Origin of the sequence: Hyphomicrobium sp. DMF-1 (genome assembly GCF_027886585.1) — a bacterium.
GTDB lineage: Bacteria > Pseudomonadota > Alphaproteobacteria > Rhizobiales > Hyphomicrobiaceae > Hyphomicrobium_C > Hyphomicrobium_C zavarzinii.
The window spans coordinates 561994-578962 of the sequence record NZ_CP115706.1 but is presented as its reverse complement, the minus strand read 5'-3'; the positions used below and the strand labels follow the sequence as shown (position 1 = coordinate 578962).

Here is a 16969-nt window from a genome sequence, read left to right as displayed (position 1 = left end):
CAAGGAGCATTGCACCGCTCGTAAGGGATGGTCACGTGTGAACGAGCCAATCGGTTCGCGCATCCGCTTACTTCCCGATGAGCCTCTAGCCGAGCGAGACCAAGCAGAAGCTCGCCGCGCCTTTGAGGAATGTTCCGCAATGGTGATCGCGACTATGTCCGCACATGCAGAAGCATCTCAATCTCCACCGGCGCATCGAACGCGAGCCCGGCCACGCTGACGACGGCGCGCGCGTGAGATCCCCGCTCCTCGCCGAACACCTCGACGAGCAAATCGGAGGCCCCGTTCACGACCCACGGTCCCTGGTTGTACCCGTAGACGGCATTGACATAGCCGTTGACCTTGACGATGCGCGCAACCCGATCGAGGTTCCCAAGCACCATCTTTATCCAGGCGAGCTGGTTGATCGCGCATTGACGTGCCGATTGATAGCCCTGCTCAAGACTGATCTGCTCTCCGACCTTGCCAGGGGTCGCAATAACGTCGCGGTCCTCGGCGTCGACGATGGTGCCGAGGGTTCCGGACATCCAGAGCAGATCGTTGACCACCACACCCGGAACGAAGTTTGCCGGCACGCGGCGCGGCCGTGGCAGCGCGATACCAAGCTCACGCAACCGATCTTCAATCGACATATTAGCCTCCCGCATCTTGGTCGGTGTCACCTCGGGGACTAGGCACCGGCCACTGCCCCATCCCTCCGCCGATCAGCGACACCGCGATAAGTTCCGTCCGGCGCGATCTGGATTGCCTTCACAGATCCGAAGAACGGCGTAGCCCGTGTCGGCCGGTAAACCGAGACACCACATGCAGCAACCGCGGAAACGACGTCATCGGAAAGACCGGCCTCCACGATTACACGCTGATCGAGGTCGTAGGACCAGCGCGGACGCGCGATCGCGGTTTCGAGATCGAGCCCGGCACCAATGTGGCCGTCGATAATCTGAACCAGCGTGGGCGTCTGTCCGAGACCACCCGGAGTCGCCAGCACGAGACGCAACCGCCCGTCTCTGAGCATCATCATCGGGCTCAGCGTGTGCGCCGGCCGCTTTCCGGCAGCGACCACATTGGGATGCGAAGGATCGAGGCTGAAACCGCGCATGCGGTTGTTGAGAAGAATGCCGGTTTCGGCATCGAAGACACCGCTGCCGAACAGCGTGAATATGCTCTGCACGATCAGAGCCGCGTTTCCGTCGCGGTCAATGGCCATCGCAACCGCGGTTCCGCCGGGGCTGGAGCCGATCCGCGCCGCAGACGCATTGGGTATGGGGCTGGCCAGGAGCGAGCGGAGATCCGCGCCGGTGATCCCGGTCGCATCCGGATCGGCAAGATAGCCGGCGCCCGTCACGAACGCCCGCTCGGCCGCAGCGACCTGCGCCACCAGCCTAGCCCCGGGCAATTCGCGGCCGTGATCGTGGGAATCGAGCTCCTTGAGTTGCAGCAACCCGAGCAGTCCGAAGGAATTCGGCGGAACCGTCGCGACCATATGGCCGCGATAGTCGACCGAGATTGGCGCCACCCAATCGGTCGCGCTGCCCGCAAAATCATCCACATTGAGCAAACCACCGCCCCGTGCGATACGCGTGGCAAGCGAACGCGCGACGGGCCCTTGATAGAAGGCAGCCGCACCGCCTCGCGCGATGCTACGAAAGCACTCCGCCAACTGCGGCTGGAGAAGAAGGTCGCCTTCGACCAACGACCGGCCGCTCGGGATCAGCAGCGCCGCCAGCCCCGCGTCGCGCGCGATGAGCGCCTCGTACTGCATGATCGCCGACGCCAGAATACGCGACACCGGAACGCCGTGATCGGCGGCCGCAATCGCCGCCGCGAACAGCTCTGACCAGGCTAGCTTTCCAAACCTGCGATGCGCCGCCTCCCAACCGAGAACCAACGCCGGAACCGTCGGCGAAAGCGCGCCGTGTTCGAGATCGGATCGTTGCAATCGATCGGGCACAAGCGCGCGAGAGGCGCGCCCGCTGGCATTCAGTCCATGGACCGTCGCATCCGCGGCTTGGTAGAACAGCCCGAACGCGTCGCCTCCGAGCGTAACCGCCTGGGGCAGCACTACGCACAGCGTCGCGGCCGATGCGATCAGCGCGTCCGTCGCGCTCCCGCCCGCGGCGAGCGCCTCGCGCCCGGCCTCGGCCGCAAGCGGATGTCCGGCAACCACCACTCCAGCCTTGCTGTGGACGGGATCCTGAGCGCCGCTCATGGTTGCGCAGCGTCGCGTTCGAGGACCAGAACTTCCCCCGTGCGCGGCGAAACCCGAACGCGATCACCGGACTTCAGCACCGACGTGATATCCGCCTCGAACCGGTCGATCAGAGGAAGGCCCGCGAACGCCGCGCCCTGCGCCAGGATCGGATTAGCGAAATTGAGGAGAAGCGCGGATGGCCCGAGTTGTCTCGCCTGCATCTCGCGCAGCATCCAGGCGGTCGCGACTCCACCCTTCGCGGCATTGAGCACCAGGATCCGCCCGACGTAGGACTGCCCGTAAAGCGCATGAGAGCGCCGCGAGAACACGCCGTTGATCCGATCTAGATCGTAGCGCGCCGAGAAATTGTCAGAAGCGACGAGCGCGATGCCCTCCACCTGGTCGCCGATCCCGGGCCGTCCCTTGACGAGGCGCAGGCTCACGCGACGATCCTCCCGGCGACTGCACTCTCCACACACGCCTCCATCGAACCCAGCACGGTCTCGTAGTTGTAGCCGCCGAGAATGTTGACCAGCTTGGCGCTGTTCGACATCAGCCGCCGCCAGCCGTTGGCTTCTCCGATCTCGCGCGCGTGCATTTGGTAGAAGCACACGCCCTGAAGCAGGATACCGCCGGCGCCGTCGATTTTCCGCGTGATGTCGAGCCGATCGGCGGCGGACTTGATCTCGGGGCTAGTGGTCGCGATCAGGCTGACTGAGGGATGAACTGTCCGGCCGTCGAGCAGCGTCCCCAACTGCTGCAGCTCGATCAGAGATAATTGCGGAGCGGCAAATACGACGACATGGAGCGTGTCATCCACCGGCGTCAGCGAGGTGCGATAGGCGGCGAGGTCCGCGTCCGTTATCGAAATCGCCGGCGCGCGGTCGTCGATCACGTCGGAGAGCCGCCCCGCCTCGGGCGTGACGCCCACCATATGAAACAACGGCGTCGATCCGTAGCTCGCGAGTGCCGCCCCGAAATGCTTGATCTGGTCCGAGGTCGGTGCCGACGCGATGCCCTCGACGACCGGCACCTCGAAGTAAGAGCGCATGCGCCGGCCGATCACGGCGCCAAGCGCACCCCAGTCGGAGTAGTCCGCGAGCCGGGCCTCGACCGCGAACCGCGTCGTCCCTCGCCGGTGTTCATCGAGATGAAAGCCGTAGCGCGGAACCCGGCCGGTGAGCGCCGCGGACAGCGCCGACGGCCCGCCCTCGAAATTTGTCCGCGCGCCCAGCACCGAGTTGGCGTAGATCGTCGATCCGGTATCGCCAAACGCCAGATGCTCGCCCTTAACCGGCGGCAGGATGGTTTGATAATTGATGCAGGTATCGGTCATGAGAATGCCGAGCGAACGCAAAGCGTCCGCGGCGCGCTTCTCCAACGCGACGAATTCCTCTTTCTGCCTGATGCGCCGGTAGGCGGCGAAATCGGCGCCGCGCGGGTCGGTCACCGTCGGCACCCGAACCCGGCGCTCCGCCTCTGGATAGGCGGCAATACCCTCGAGAAAGCGAATACCCTCCTCGCCCAGCGCTTCGGTGTCCGCCATAAGGTGCACCTGCGAGACCTTGACTAGGTCTTTGGCGTCGAAGAACCGGCCGACCTGGATCAGCTGCTGCATGGCCCACTGGCGCGCACGACCTTCCACTCCGGCGAGCATGGCTTGTTCATGATCGTCTAATCTCAACATTCCGCGGTTCCCAACCTCATTCGACGATCACCTCATCCCGCTTGCGCCGCACGCGCGGCAACAGCAGCACCGACAGCAACGCCAGCGTCACCGCCAGCAACCCCGCGCTGATCGGCTGCTCGACGAAGATCGCGAGGCTGCCGCGCGACATGATCAGAGCTTGTCTGAACTTCTCCTCCATCATGTCGCCGATGACAAAGCCGAGCAGCAGCGGAGTCGGCTCGAACCCGAGCTTGATCAGCAGGTAGCCGCCAATCGCGAAGAAGCCGGCCAGCGCCACGTCGAACGGCTCGTTGCGCATCGAGTAGGCGCCGATCGCGCAGAACACGACGATCGACGGCATCAGGATGCGGAACGGCACCTTGAGCAGCTTCACCCAGATGCCGATCATCGGCAGGTTGATGACCAGCAGCATGAGGTTGCCGATCCACATCGAGGCGATCATGCCCCAGAAGAACTCCGGGCTGCGCTCGATCACCTGCGGACCGGCGACGATGCCGTTCATGGTCATGGCACCGAGCATCAGCGCCATCACCGCATTGGCGGGCACGCCGAGCGTCAAGAGTGGGATGAACGAGGTCTGCGCCGCTGCGTTGTTGGCGGACTCCGGCCCGGCCACGCCTTCGATGGCGCCTCTTCCGAAACGCTGGGGCTCTTTCGCCAGATGCTTTTCAACGCCGTAGGACGCAACCGGCCCCAGCAGCGCGCCGTTACCCGGCAGCACCCCGAGCAAGCCCCCGAGCGCGGTGCCGCGCAGGATCGGCGCTACGGATTGCCTGAGCTCCGAAAGACTCGGCAGCAGCCCTCCGATCTGCTTGGAGATCACATCGCGGTTTTCCGGCGTTTCCAGTGATCGGCCTAGTTCGGCCAGGCCGAACGCACCCATCGCCAGCACCGCGAACGGGATCTGCTCCATCAGTTGCGGATAGCCCAGCGTCAAGCGCGGCGCCGCGGTCTCGAGATCCATGCCGACTGTCGCGAGCAGCATTCCGAGCAGGATCATCGCAATGGATTTGCTGACCGCACCGCGATTGAGCAGCGCCGAGGCCAACACCCCCAACAGAAGGAGTGAGAAATAGTCGGCGGGACCGAACTCCAGCGCCACCCGCGTCAGCGGTATCGCGAGCGCCGCGATGAACACGGTGGCGATCGTACCGGCGATGAACGACCCGATCGCCGAGATGCCGAGCGCCGCGCCTGCCCGCCCCTGCCGCGCCATTTGATGACCGTCGATCGCCGTGATGATCGCGGTCGCCTCGCCCGGGACATTCACGAGAATGGAGGCGGTGGACCCGCCGTACTGGGCGCCATAGTAGATACCCGCCAGCATGATCAGCGAGCCGACCGGATCGAGGCTGTATGTCAGCGGCAACAGCATCGAGATGGTGGCGATGCTGCCGATCCCCGGCAGAACCCCGATCAGCGTTCCGAGAAAACACCCCGCAAGGCACAGCAACACGTTGGTGGGCGACACTGCGACCGCGAGCCCGAACACCAGATGGTCGAGCAGCTCGGTCATTTCCACAACGCCGCAAACGCCGCCGCCGACCCGCTCGGTCCAACAGGGATGCTGAGTGTCAGCAGGTATCCGAACACCGCGATGCACGCGACCGTCAATACCGCAGCGAGCACGACGATTTCACGCCACTGCGTCTCGGCACTGGCAAAGCCAGCCAACCCGACAGTGATCGGAACCGCGCCTAGCAGGCCTAGCGGTTTGATCGTCAGCGCGAACGCCATCAATGCAGAGAAGATGAAGATCGGCGGCCGCAGATTGACAAATCCCAGATGCTCCCCCGGACGTGTGAAATCCAGCAGGATGATCAGAACGCCCATGAAGACGATCCCGAACGCTAGGCCGCGCGGCAGTAGCCCAGGACCGACCGCGTTCAGCGAGCCCGCCGGCAGGCTCGCGCCTTGATAGAGCGCGAAGCCCCCGAGCGCGAGCAGAGCGATACCAGCAGCAAAGTCCTGGGTCGGAACCCAGGACTTTGCTTCGGTTGCACCATTTTCTGGAACGGATAACGTGTCTTTATTTGGCAAAACGCTGCCCATGCCGTCTCAGTTCGTCGGGCTCAGGTTGGCGGCCTTAATGACCGGCGCCCACTTTGCGATTTCCTTACCGATGTAGGCTTCGAACTCCTCCGGCGTGCTGGCGATCACGTCGTAGCCCTGGCTCGCGAGCTTGGTCGAAACCTCAGGCGACTTGAGCGCCTCGACATAGGCCGCGTTGAGCTTCGCGATCACCGCCGGCGGAGTCTTGGCCGGTGCGGCCACACCCCACCAGCCGTAGGTTTCGAAATCCTGGAGCCCGGCTTCGGCCACCGTCGGAATTTCGGGCGCCAGCGGCGAGCGCTTGGAGCTGGTGATGGCCAGGGCTTTGAGCTTACCGGCCTGAACGTGAGGAAGAGCGGTCGACACGTTGTCGAAGAACACCTGCACGCGGCCGGCGATCAGGTCGAGCAACGCCGGCGCGCTCGATTTGTAGGGCACGTGCACGAGATCGACACCGGCCTTGATCTTGAAGTATTCGGCCGCGAGATGAAGCGGGCTGCCGACGCCGGCGGACGCGAAGTTGAGCTTGCCGGGGTTCTTCTTGGCGTAGTCGATCAGTTCGGCCAGCGTATTGATTCCGAGGTCGGGGTTGACCAGCACGAAGTGCGGCTGCGAGGCGATCAGCGTCACAGGCTTGAAGTCCTTAACCGGATCGTAAGAGAGGTTGGTGAACAGCGTCGGGGTAACGGCGTGGGTCGCGAAGTTCGCGAACAGCAGCGTCTGACCATTGGGCTCTGACTGCGCGACCACCGCGGACGCGAGCGACCCGCCCGCACCGGGACGGTTCTCGATGACGATCGGCTGTCCGAATTTGGTTTCGACAGGACCCGACGAAATGCGGGCAAGGTTGTCCGTGGCGCCACCTGCCCCAAGCGGAAGAACGAGCTTGATTGGAGCGCTCGGATAGGTGTCTGCCGACTGAGCGAAAGCCGCGGTTGCGGCGATAGCGACGGCACCAGCCGTCAACACGATATGGCGAAGTGCCGGTCTCATTGAAATCCCCCCGAGAAGTTTAGCGGCAATGGAGCTCGTAAGAATGCCGAGGCGATGATGCCGTGTGCGCCGTCTCGACGCTGGAGGCTTAGACAAAATCAACACGCGACCAAGAAACTAAAAATGAGAAGCTTATTCAGTGCGGCCGGAGATCAAGCGCAGCAGAAAAATAAAGCAACTAATTGCACTCCACGACGAAGCAACTCGTCGCTCTCGAGATACCGGGGATGTCTAAGGATGGTCAGTCGTGGTCTTCCGCGACAGCTCGTCGAGCCACGACTGGTGGCAGTGCGTACACGGATGCACTTCCGTGAGAAGCGCAATGAAATCCTCGCCATCGACTGACCGTCCGCAAACTCGGCATATGCGACATCGTCCAAGCTGAAACCAGATCAAACGAGTTTGGGAATCCGTCGCGAAAACCTATGAAAACATAGGCTCGAGGATGACCGGAGTTGGCGAAATAACCATCTGAATCATCATCGCCATCGCCGTACTTTCGGGCGCGCCATTCGACCTTTGGGCCGACAGCATACCACCAATAGGCTGTTCGGAATGCGGTCAACCTGGCGACCGGTGCCGAGTGCTCGGTGGCGTCTCGATACCGCTGCGCAGATTGGAATTGGCGAGCAGAGTGGAAGGCGGCTGCTAGCAGGCAAACTTGCTGCCAAAAGCGTATCCCCCTGCGCCTAACCCCGCGCATTTGCCTTTCCCAACATGGCGGTGCGGAACACTGCTCTCGAATGACGCGCGCCGCTGGCACGCCCCCTTCGCGCAGTGGCCAAAGCCCGTGATGCGCGCGGCCCCATTGCTCCACGGGATCTCATGGGCCGAGGCCGGGCCTCCGAAGGCGATCAGCGCGCCCGCGAGGGTAGCAAACACGAATTGTCTCATGACTGGTCCTCTCTTTCCTTCGTGTTGTCAGTGCGTATGCGTTCGGGCGGCGTTGCACGCGGCGGATACCCGCCTGCACCTGTCGGCGGCTTCATTTTCCGAAGGAAATCGATCCGTGCGCCGCCCTGCTTCAGGGCCCAAACGGCAATCGCCCATGCGGCTCCCGAGGTGAGCAGCGGCAGGATCAGTGCCGTGAGAGGGTACGCGCTGGCGGATACGATCATGGTGCCGCTCCCGACGGCCCGGACTGCGACTCGCTGCCCTCCACCAGACGGCCGACCTCGATGACAGGCTCGATCCAGTAGGCCATGTGCGGTACCGGCAGCGCCTTGCGGACGGATTCGAGCAGGAGGGACGCGTTCCGTCGCGGCATCACCGCCACGAGCACGCCTCGCTCGACGCGGCCGCGCACCCGCTCGCTGATGCTGGCGCGCGAGAAATCGAAGCCGTGGCCCTCCGCTTTGAAGGTCGTGAAACCACCGACTGCAGGCTTTGAAGACATAATCAGCTCGATGAGGTCATTTGCGGCGCTGATCGGGTAGACGAGCGTGAGCTTGCAAAGGGATTGATCCATTGGGGACTCCGGATTTCTTTGCTGTCCCTGTCGCCACTCAACCCGAAGCGGCGGAAGAGAATGGGCAGAAGCAGCAGGGTGAGAGCGGTCGAGGTGACGAGACCGCCGATTACGACGATCGCGAGCGGCCGCTGGATCTCCGACCCGGGCCCTGTGGCGAACAGGAGCGGCACGAGGCCGAACGCGGCGATGCTTGCAGTCATCATCACCGGACGTAGACGCCGGACGGCACCATCGAACACGACTTGCCCAATGGGCATGCCGCTTGCGGCCAGCTGGTTGAAGTGGGTGACGAGGACGAGCCCGTTGAGCACAGCGATGCCGAGCAGCGCGATGAAGCCGACAGAGGCCGGCACCGACAGATACTCGCCAGAGATCCAGAGTGAGAGCACGCCGCCCACCAACGCGAAGGGCACGTTGGCGAGAATGAGCAGGGATTGACGCATCGAACGCAGCGTCGCGAACAGAACGCCGAAGATGAGCAGCAGCGCGATGGGCACGACGACCGAAAGCCGGGTAGCAGCGCGGCGCTGATTTTCGAACTGGCCACCCCATACGAGGCGGTAGCCCGGCGGCAGTTCCACCTTCTCGGCTACGGCACGCTGGGCGTCCTCGACAAAGCCGACGAGATCCCGCCCCGTCACGTATGCCTGCACGATGGCGAAACGGGAGGCATTCTCTCGCTCGATCTTGACTGGCCCGCTCACGCGCTCGAGTTTTGCGATGTCGCCCGCGCGCACCACGCCGCCGTCGCCTGCTGCGATCTGGGTCGATGTGAAGGCCTGAGGATTATCGCGGATATCCTCGGCACCGCGAACAACGATCTCCGTGCGCCGGCCGGGCTCCGAGACGAGACCGGCAGGCGCCCCTTCGAGCATCGCCCGGAGTTCGTCCTCGACGCGCGTGACAGCGAGACCCGTTCGGCCTGCAGCAAGACGGTCGAGATCGATTTGAAGGTACTCGACGTTGTCGTTGGCGACGGTCGAGACCTCGGATGCGCCGGTGACGCTCTGAAGCGCGCCCTGGATCTTGCCGGCGAGGCCGGAAAGCGTCGCGAGGTCGGGGCCGAAGATCTTGATGGCAAGATCGCCCCGCGCACCCGTCAGCATTTCGGCGGTGCGCATCTCAATCGGCTGCGTGAACGCGAACTCGACGCCCGGCATATCGGCCATGGATTGGCGCAATTGCTCAATCAGCCACTCCTTGTTCGGTACGCGCCATTGATCTTTGGGCTTCAGGACGAGGAAAGTATCCGTCTCGTTGAGACCCATGGGGTCGAGACCCAGCTCGTCCGATCCGACGCGCGCGACGATGCGCTCGACCTCCGGCACCTTCTCCTTCAAGAGCCTCTGGATGCGAAGATCGCCCTCGATGCTGGCCTTGAGATTGATGGAGGGCAGCTTGGTGATCTGCATGATCACGGAGCCTTCGTCCATGGTGGGCATGAACGATTTGCCGACGGCGCCGTAGGCAAAGACCACTGCGACGATCCCGGCTGCGGCCACAAGATATGCGGCGATCGGAAAGGCCAGGCATCCCTTGAGGAGTGTTCTGTAGCCACGCGCGAGAATGCGCATCAGCAGCGGCTCGCCGTGACTGCCGCCGCGAAGCAGGTAAGAGGACAGCACCGGAATGAGCGTGAGCGAAAGAATGAGCGAGGCGCCGAGCGCGAAGATGATGGTAAGCGCGACCGGGGCGAACAGCTTGCCTTCGAGGCCCTGAAGTGACAGCAGAGGCAGAAACACGAGGCAGATGATAAGTATTCCCGAGGCCACCGGCATCGCCACCTCGCCCGCCGCGCGGTAAACTTTGTGGAGGAGAGGAATGTCGCTGTCCCCCTCGTGGTGGAGCCGCTCGACCGTGTTCTCGACGACAACGACGGCCGCATCGACAATGAGTCCGATGGCAATCGCCAGTCCGCCGAGCGACATGAGGTTCGCGGACATGCCGAAAGCCTTCATCATGACGAAGGTGGCGAGAGCGGCGAACGGCAGCGTCAAAGCCACGACGATGGCGGCCCGCAGGTTGCCGAGGAAGAGGAGCAGCAGCACGACGACGAGCACTGTCGCCTCGATGAGTGCCTTGCCCACTGTGCCGACGGCCTTTTCGATCAGGTCCGAGCGGTCGTAGAAGACGTTGATTTTCACGCCTTCCGGCAGGCTCGGCTTCAACTCGTCGAGGCGCGCCCTTACAGCTGCCACGATTGCGCTTGCATCGGCTCCCCGTAGAGAAAGCACCAGCCCCTGAACTGCCTCGGCTTGCCCGTCCATGGTTACCGCGCCATAGCGGGTGAGGCTTCCAATTCCGATGTTCGCAACATCACCGAGGCGCAAGACATACTCACCTTCGGTCTTGAGAACGATCTGCTCGAGATCCTGTGGCCTCTGAATAGCGCCGGCAGCACGCACGACGAGAGCCTTCTCTCCCTCGCTCAGCCGCCCCGCGCCGTCGTTGCGGTTGGCCTCGTCGATGGCTTTCAGGATATCTTCGACGCCGAGGCGGGCCCCTGCGAGCGCTTTTGCGTCAGGGATGACCTCGAACGTGCGGACCATACCGCCGAGCGCGTTCACGTCCGCGACGCCCGGAAGGGTGCGCAGCGCCGGGCGAATGGTCCAGTCGAGCAGGCTGCGCCGCTCTTCCAGCGAGAGGTTGCCGCCATCGATGGTGAACATGAAGACGTCGGAGAGCGGCGTCGACACCGGGGCGAGGCCGCCCGAAATGTTCGACGGCAATTGATCTCGCACGCCGTTGAGACGCTCGGCGACCTGCTGACGCGCCCAATAGATGTCGGTGCCGTCCTCGAAGTCGAGCGTGATGTCGGCGATGGCGTATTTGGCCGCCGAACGAAGGATGGTCTGCTTCGGGATGCCGAGCAGCTCCATCTCGATTGGGGTGATGACGCGCGTCTCGACCTCTTCCGGCGTCATGCCGGGTGCCTTGAGGATCATCTTGACCTGAACAGGCGAGATATTGGGAAAGGCGTCGATCGGAATTGTGCGAAAGGCCCACGCCCCGGCCACGGCCGCAGCAACCGCAGACAGCAGGATGAAGACGCGTTGCGTCAGAGAAAAACTGATCAGGCGGTCGAGCATGTGGGCTATTCCGCCCCCAGCATCTGCTCGAGCTGCGGCAGGCCGCTCGCTGCGACCGCGGCGCCCTTGGGCAGGTTGCCGAGCACCGTTGCCGCCGCGGGTGAGCGCCCTGCGACCTCGACCGGCACGAGCGTGAAGCCCGTGTCGTTGCGGACGAACACGCCTTCAACCCCGTTGATACGAGCCACCGCGCTTGCGGGAACCGAGAGCGCGCCCGTCACGGCTTTCTGGACGATGCTGAGAGTCACCATCTGCCCCGGCAGAAGACCGCTCTCGGAAGGGACGCTCGCGATCAGCTTGGTCGAGCGCGTCAGCTTGTCGAGCGACCCGCCCACCGAAACAACTTTGCCTTCCGGGCCGTCCATGACCTTGATGCGGTCCCCAGGCGCGATACGGCTCACGAGGTTGGCGGGCAGCTGCGCCTCGATCCATAGCTCATCACTCGTATCGATCGTGACCGCGGGAGCCATGGCTTCGATCTTGTCGCCGGGCGTGACGCTGGCCTCAACGACGCGCCCTGCTTCCGGTGCCTTGATGGTATACTGGCCTGGGCTCGTGCTGCTGATGCCGCCGAGAACCAGCATTCGCTTGTGCTGCTCGATGACGGCCTTGATCTTGGTGACCTGTGCCTCGGCCTCTTCGGCCATCGTGGGACTCTGGATGTTCTTCTCGGCAAGATCCCGCCGTCGGCGAGCAACGGCTTCGGCGGCTTGAAGCTCCGCTTCCGCCTGAGCGAGGTTCGAAGCCGCTTCCAGCAATTCGCGGCTGGATACTGTGGCCAGATCCTGGCCCTTGCTGACGCGCTCGCCCGGCAGCACGTGGAGCTGCGCGACCGTGCCGCCAAAAGGCGCGGCTGCGACGATCCGGGCATTGAGCGCCGGGATGACTGTTCCCGGCAGCAGCGCTACAACCTGCTCGGCGGTCGGTGTCGCAGGCTCGATTTCAATTGCCATGCGCTCGATCTGGGTCGGCGAGACGGCAAGATCGCGGGCTGGTGCGGGCAAGGATGCGCTCACGGCAACGCCCGCGGAATGGAGCGAGATGGCCGCTGCCATTATCAAAGTCCTGCGCATTTCGAACTCCCCGATCCGACTACAATTCCTGACCCAGGATGTGCTGTGCCAAGCTGAAATCGGCCTGAACCGAAGCTGCGGGCTGGCTGAACGACCGGTCTTTTAAGCGCCAGTTCAGGAGGGCTGTGCTATCAACCTCGCGATAGAGATCGCCAAAGGAGTGCGCCATTCGCATTCTCCTCATCGAGGATGACCCGGAAATAGCCAAACGCCTCGCAGAAGGGCTGGATTCGGCGGGATTTGCCGTCGAACGAGCCGACAACGGCGCCGACGGCTACATCATGGGAACGGAAGAGACGTATGATGCCGTTGTTTTGGATCTCGGACTTCCGCAGATGTCGGGGCTCGATGTTCTGCGCAAATGGCGCGCCGGCGGCCACAAGATGCCGGTCCTCGTCCTGACGGCACGCGGCTCCTGGCCTGAGAAAGTGGATGGCCTCAACGCTGGCGCCGACGATTACATCACCAAGCCGTTCCACATCCCCGAGGTGGCCGCGCGTCTCAATGCTCTCATAAGGCGTTCCGCGGGTCTGGCGAGCGCCACGCTCACGCACAGGGGAATCACGCTCGATACCGGTGCAGGAATGGCCCTGCTCGACGGACAGCCGATCGAACTCACGGCCAAGGAGCTGCGCATGCTGAACTACTTCATGCATCGAATAGGTCGCGTTGTCTCCCAGGCAGAGCTTACCGAGCACCTGTACAGCCTCGGCGAGAGCCGCGAGTCGAACACGATAGAAGTTTACGTGAGCCGTCTGCGCCGCAAGTTCGGGGCCGATCTGATCAAGACGATCCGCGGCCTTGGTTACCGAATGGACTAGGTGATGAAGGAACCTGCCAGCCTCAAAAATCGGCTCATCGTTGCCGCCACCGCGTGGATCGCGTTCGGCATGGTGCTTGCGTGGTTGATCCTCTCGAACGTCTTCCGGACCCACGTGACGCAGCAGTTCTACGACGAGCTGTTCGTGCACCTTTCGGAGCTAAAGCGTCTCGCGCATACAGAGAACGGCCAAACGGTTCTGCGTGCTCCGCTGAGCGACCCGCGCTACGATGTCGAGAACTCGGGTTACTATTGGGAGATCCAGCAGAAAGGCAAGGTGCTGGCGCGCTCTCCCTCCATGAAGGCGGCCCCGCTCACCACCCCGCCCGACGGGCGCTCCGATGTCGGTGTCCACACACATCACATTAAAGGCCCAACTGGCGAGTTGCTTGTGGCGGAGAGCCTCGAGTGGAAGAATCCCGGTGAGCCGCCTGTCCAATTCATCATTGGCACGGACAAACGCCATCTCGAAAGCGTTGTGACCAGTTTCAATGACACGCTGTCGTGGTCATTGACGGCCTTGGGAGTGGCGATGGCTGCAGCCGCCGCACTCTTGATCCTTTATGCAATGCGCCCGCTCGGACAGCTGAATGTTGCGCTACTAAAGATGCGGTCGGCAAATCTGAAGTGCTTGCCCGGAAACTATCCATCCGAGGTGCAGCCACTTGTCGACAATCTCAATTACATGTTCGCGTCGACAACAGAGTTGGTGCAAAGGGCTAGAACGCAGGCCGGAAACATCGCGCACGGGCTCAGGACACCGTTGGCAATTTTGACAGATGAAGCCTATCGGCTCAAATCTTGCGGCTGCGGAGCAAGCGCGGACACTATCCTCGCTCAGTGCCGAAAGATGGAAGCTCAGATAAATCACCAGACAACTCGCGCTCGCGTTGTCGCGAACCGCCTGTCCCCGGGAGCATCGTCAGAAGTCGCGAGCGTTGTATCCGATGTGATAGCGGCTCTGTCGCGCATCTACGCGCATAAACAATTGCACTTCGATGTCGACGTGCCCCCCGCTATTCGCGCTGCGTGCGAAGCTCAGGATCTTCAAGAAATTCTTGGCAATATTATCGACAATGCCGGAAAATTTGCCCACTCTCGCGTGCGCATCGCGGCAAACGAAACCAAAAGCGGATCAGTTGAAATCTTAGTTGATGATGACGGCCCAGGCTTGCCTCCTGAGGCGCACGAAGTCGTCTTTAACGTCGGAGAACGCTGGGATACGCAAGCAGCTGGCTCGGGACTCGGCCTTGCTATCGTACGCGATCTCGTGGTGCTCTATAATGGCGAAATTCAGCTCGACACGTCGCCTCTCAATGGCTTGCGTGTTTCAATCCGATTGCCTTCTGCCTAAAGCCTGCGGCGCAGAGCAGAAGAAGCGTCTGAAGCTGAGGCTTCGATGACGAGTTGCCGGCGATCCCTGCTCACCGTTCGTGGTGAGCTTCTCCGGCAAGGGCTGTCAGTGATGGCAGAGATCAGAGCCAGGGTCTGTTCGATGAAGGTCGCGTTATGCGCGGTCCGCTCGTACTGCGCCTCAGCGTTCGTCTCGCCGAACCGGCGTGAGGGTGCCGCCGAGCTTGCCACCACCAGCATCCACTTGCCCCCTCTCTCGAGAGCAAACAGCAGTGACGCTTCCAGATCCCAGCTCTTGCTATTAGTCAGGGAGAGACCCGTGGCCAGCTAGCCGGGCAAACCGCTGTTGTCGAGCGACGCGGCGCCCGCCGTAAAGCCGGGACCGCGGCGCTAAGGTGACACCGGAAAGCGTCTTGCCCCGCACGAAGCGCGGCGTTGATGCCAGGGTTTCCGCAAACAAGCCCCGGACGGCGCGTCCAAGGCGAGGAACTGCGTGTCCTAAAGAGCACATCAAAATCGGTCGTCCGCTAAGCCAGCCTTAATTTTGCTCCGCCAAACTTGATTCGTGCCGTGCAAGGCTGGCATCAAAAGGGGGAGCATTGCGTGTTGAGTTGGTTGACGATGACTCAAAAATCCAGTCGGTATCTACTGCTTCCGGCAATTTCAGCACTGGCGGCCATTGCCGCTATGACTGTACTGAGCGACGCCGCCAGCGCCAACCGTCCCCCCCGCGCTGCAGAGGAGGCAGCGCCGCGCGATGCCGGCGAGCCGATCATGGCGATCGTGTCGATCAAGTCCCAGCAGATCACATTCTATGACGCGGACGGCTGGATCCTGAAGGCGCCGGTTTCGACCGGCACGAAGGGACGCGAAACGCCGGCCGGCGTGTTTGCCGTTCTCCAGAAGAATGCGGATCACCGCTCGAACCTCTACGACGACGCCCATATGCCGCACATGCAGCGTCTCACCTGGAATGGGATCGCGATGCACGGCGGCCCGCTTCCGGGCTATGCCGCCTCGCACGGTTGCGTGCGGTTGCCATTCGGCTTTGCGGAGAAGCTGTTCGACACGACGCGCATCGGGATGCGCGTGATTATTTCCCCGTACGACGCAACGCCCGCGGCATTTTCTCATCCAGCGCTGCTGGTTCCGAACGCCGACGCCGTCGCGGCGGCTCCTGAGCGCGCCGAAAAACTGGCGCGGGAAGCCGACGAGGCAGCAAAAGCCGCCGAAGTTTCCAAGAAATCCGCCGCGAAAGCGGCACGCGAGGCGGCATCGTCCAAGGCGGCACTTCGCAAACTCGAAGGCCTCAAGTCCGCGGCCGACGCCGCGCTTGCGCGCGCCGAAAAGGCTCTCGCCACCGCAAAAGCCGATCAGGCCAGGGCGGGTGCCGAGGAACAGAGGCTGAAGGCTGCAACTAAGGTCGCGGAAGCGACAGCGAAACTCGAAACGGCGAAAGCCGACGCGACGCTGAAGTCCGATGCCGCGGCCCGCGCACAAGAGGCCGCCAAGGAGGCCGCCGCCAAGAAGCCCGAGGCCGCCAAAGCAGCGGCCGAGGCAAAGCTCGCGCTCGAGCCGGTCTCGATCTACATCAGCCGCGCGACGCAAAAGCTCTATGTGCGGCGGAACACGCGCAAGGCGTGGCCGGACGGCGGCGAGGTCTTCGACACCACCATCGAGGCACCAGTCACGATCCGCGATGCCGACATGCCCATCGGAACGCATGTGTTCACGGCGATGGCGTCCGACGGACCGGGTCTGCGTTGGAGCGCGGTCTCGATCGACACCGGTGACGACGCCAAGAACGCGCTCGACCGCATCAACATCCCGAGCGACGTGCTCGAGCGCATCGCGCCGACCGCGCTGCCGCGATCCTCGATCATCGTCTCCGACGAGCCATTGAGCAAAGAAACCAACTATCGCACCGAGTTCGTTGCGGTGTTGAGCAATCAGCCACAGGGAGGCTTCAAGACGCGCCGGCCGACGCCGCCCGCTCCTCCGGCTTACAAGCCCTGGGAAGGCGGCGGCTTCTTCAGCTTCTTCGATCAGCCGAGCCCGCCCCCGCCTGACAACAACCGTCGGCGCACCCGCACCAAACAGGTGCAATCGCAATGGTTCTGGTAGGGGCGGCGCCTTCGCCCTTGCTCACGTTAGCGTCGCAAAGCGAGCCCGAACGGTCCAGGTGGATCTATGCGGGGCTGCGCTTCAGGGGCAGGGCGGGATACGCCTAGCGGCAA

Annotated in this window: 15 protein-coding genes; 3 read left to right on the top strand and 12 right to left on the bottom strand. The window is 63.0% G+C overall.

All coding sequences use genetic code 11. From position 1 onward, the window contains the following. Nucleotides 1–152 precede the first annotated feature (152 nt). From PE058_RS02575 to PE058_RS02520, 12 genes are all read right to left on the bottom strand, one after another. Nucleotides 153–632 carry a RidA family protein gene (locus PE058_RS02575; RefSeq protein WP_020085998.1) on the bottom strand — a complete coding sequence of 160 codons (480 nt, stop codon included), beginning with the start codon at nt 630–632 and terminating at the stop codon, nt 153–155. Between the two features lie 38 nt (nt 633–670). Then, nucleotides 671–2209 (bottom strand): gamma-glutamyltransferase family protein, encoded by a 1539-nt coding sequence (locus tag PE058_RS02570; RefSeq protein ID WP_271029758.1) that lies wholly within the window; start codon nt 2207–2209, stop codon nt 671–673. After that, a complete protein-coding gene (locus tag PE058_RS02565; RefSeq protein WP_271029757.1) occupies nt 2206–2634 on the bottom strand; it encodes an aconitase X swivel domain-containing protein in 429 nt (142 codons plus the stop codon). Before PE058_RS02565 ends, PE058_RS02570 begins: the two co-directional genes overlap by 4 nt. Beyond that, on the bottom strand, nt 2631–3878 hold the full coding sequence (locus PE058_RS02560; protein ID WP_083929159.1) for an aconitase X: 1248 nt from the start codon (nt 3876–3878) through the stop codon (nt 2631–2633). The genes PE058_RS02565 and PE058_RS02560 overlap by 4 nt, the downstream gene beginning before the upstream one ends. A gap of 16 nt (nt 3879–3894) precedes the next feature. Next, nucleotides 3895–5397: a tripartite tricarboxylate transporter permease gene (locus tag PE058_RS02555; RefSeq protein ID WP_271029756.1), complete on the bottom strand. Its 1503-nt coding sequence runs from the start codon at nt 5395–5397 to the stop codon at nt 3895–3897. Further along, a complete protein-coding gene (locus tag PE058_RS02550) occupies nt 5394–5933 on the bottom strand; it encodes a tripartite tricarboxylate transporter TctB family protein (protein ID WP_271029755.1) in 540 nt (179 codons plus the stop codon). The genes PE058_RS02555 and PE058_RS02550 overlap by 4 nt, the downstream gene beginning before the upstream one ends. A 6-nt stretch (nt 5934–5939) precedes the next feature. Then, complete coding sequence (locus PE058_RS02545) at nt 5940–6926, bottom strand: Bug family tripartite tricarboxylate transporter substrate binding protein (protein ID WP_271029754.1); 987 nt, start codon at nt 6924–6926, stop codon at nt 5940–5942. A gap of 890 nt (nt 6927–7816) precedes the next feature. Beyond that, nucleotides 7817–8044, bottom strand: coding sequence for a hypothetical protein (locus tag PE058_RS02540; protein ID WP_020085989.1), 228 nt, complete (start codon nt 8042–8044; stop codon nt 7817–7819). Next, nucleotides 8041–8394, bottom strand: coding sequence for a DUF3240 family protein (locus tag PE058_RS02535; RefSeq protein ID WP_083929164.1), 354 nt, complete (start codon nt 8392–8394; stop codon nt 8041–8043). The genes PE058_RS02540 and PE058_RS02535 overlap by 4 nt, the downstream gene beginning before the upstream one ends. After that, a complete protein-coding gene (locus PE058_RS02530) occupies nt 8325–11486 on the bottom strand; it encodes an efflux RND transporter permease subunit (protein WP_271029753.1) in 3162 nt (1053 codons plus the stop codon). The genes PE058_RS02535 and PE058_RS02530 overlap by 70 nt, the downstream gene beginning before the upstream one ends. Before the next feature lie 5 nt (nt 11487–11491). After that, on the bottom strand, nt 11492–12541 hold the full coding sequence (locus tag PE058_RS02525) for an efflux RND transporter periplasmic adaptor subunit (RefSeq protein WP_020085986.1): 1050 nt from the start codon (nt 12539–12541) through the stop codon (nt 11492–11494). A 37-nt stretch (nt 12542–12578) separates the two neighbouring features. Next, a complete protein-coding gene (locus PE058_RS02520) occupies nt 12579–12728 on the bottom strand; it encodes a hypothetical protein (protein ID WP_020085985.1) in 150 nt (49 codons plus the stop codon). On the opposite strand from PE058_RS02520, the gene PE058_RS02515 reads away from it, so the two are divergent. From PE058_RS02515 to PE058_RS02505, 3 genes are all read left to right on the top strand, one after another. Continuing rightward, entirely contained in the window at nt 12727–13380 is a 654-nt protein-coding gene (locus tag PE058_RS02515; RefSeq protein WP_026868035.1) for a response regulator transcription factor, read from the top strand. The two genes, PE058_RS02520 and PE058_RS02515, sit on opposite strands and share 2 nt — an antisense overlap. A 3-nt stretch (nt 13381–13383) precedes the next feature. Beyond that, nucleotides 13384–14733: a sensor histidine kinase gene (locus PE058_RS02510; RefSeq protein WP_271029752.1), complete on the top strand. Its 1350-nt coding sequence runs from the start codon at nt 13384–13386 to the stop codon at nt 14731–14733. A gap of 620 nt (nt 14734–15353) precedes the next feature. Continuing rightward, nucleotides 15354–16856 (top strand): L,D-transpeptidase, encoded by a 1503-nt coding sequence (locus PE058_RS02505; RefSeq protein WP_040498105.1) that lies wholly within the window; start codon nt 15354–15356, stop codon nt 16854–16856. Nucleotides 16857–16969: the final 113 nt, after the last annotated feature.

What these genes read in the sequence shown, in the direction of transcription:
- PE058_RS02570 (WP_271029758.1), bottom strand. Translation starts at nt 2,209, where the DNA reads ATGAGCGGCGCTCAGGATCCCGTCCACAGCAAGGCTGGAGTGGTGGTT.
- PE058_RS02575 (WP_020085998.1), bottom strand. Translation starts at nt 632, where the DNA reads ATGTCGATTGAAGATCGGTTGCGTGAGCTTGGTATCGCGCTGCCACGG.
- PE058_RS02555 (WP_271029756.1), bottom strand. Translation starts at nt 5,397, where the DNA reads ATGACCGAGCTGCTCGACCATCTGGTGTTCGGGCTCGCGGTCGCAGTG.
- PE058_RS02540 (WP_020085989.1), bottom strand. Translation starts at nt 8,044, where the DNA reads ATGATCGTATCCGCCAGCGCGTACCCTCTCACGGCACTGATCCTGCCG.
- PE058_RS02535 (WP_083929164.1), bottom strand. Translation starts at nt 8,394, where the DNA reads ATGGATCAATCCCTTTGCAAGCTCACGCTCGTCTACCCGATCAGCGCC.
- PE058_RS02520 (WP_020085985.1), bottom strand. Translation starts at nt 12,728, where the DNA reads ATGGCGCACTCCTTTGGCGATCTCTATCGCGAGGTTGATAGCACAGCC.
- PE058_RS02550 (WP_271029755.1), bottom strand. Translation starts at nt 5,933, where the DNA reads ATGGGCAGCGTTTTGCCAAATAAAGACACGTTATCCGTTCCAGAAAAT.
- PE058_RS02510 (WP_271029752.1), top strand. Translation starts at nt 13,384, where the DNA reads ATGAAGGAACCTGCCAGCCTCAAAAATCGGCTCATCGTTGCCGCCACC.
- PE058_RS02505 (WP_040498105.1), top strand. Translation starts at nt 15,354, where the DNA reads ATGACTCAAAAATCCAGTCGGTATCTACTGCTTCCGGCAATTTCAGCA.
- PE058_RS02525 (WP_020085986.1), bottom strand. Translation starts at nt 12,541, where the DNA reads ATGGCAGCGGCCATCTCGCTCCATTCCGCGGGCGTTGCCGTGAGCGCA.
- PE058_RS02560 (WP_083929159.1), bottom strand. Translation starts at nt 3,878, where the DNA reads ATGTTGAGATTAGACGATCATGAACAAGCCATGCTCGCCGGAGTGGAA.
- PE058_RS02530 (WP_271029753.1), bottom strand. Translation starts at nt 11,486, where the DNA reads ATGCTCGACCGCCTGATCAGTTTTTCTCTGACGCAACGCGTCTTCATC.
- PE058_RS02545 (WP_271029754.1), bottom strand. Translation starts at nt 6,926, where the DNA reads ATGAGACCGGCACTTCGCCATATCGTGTTGACGGCTGGTGCCGTCGCT.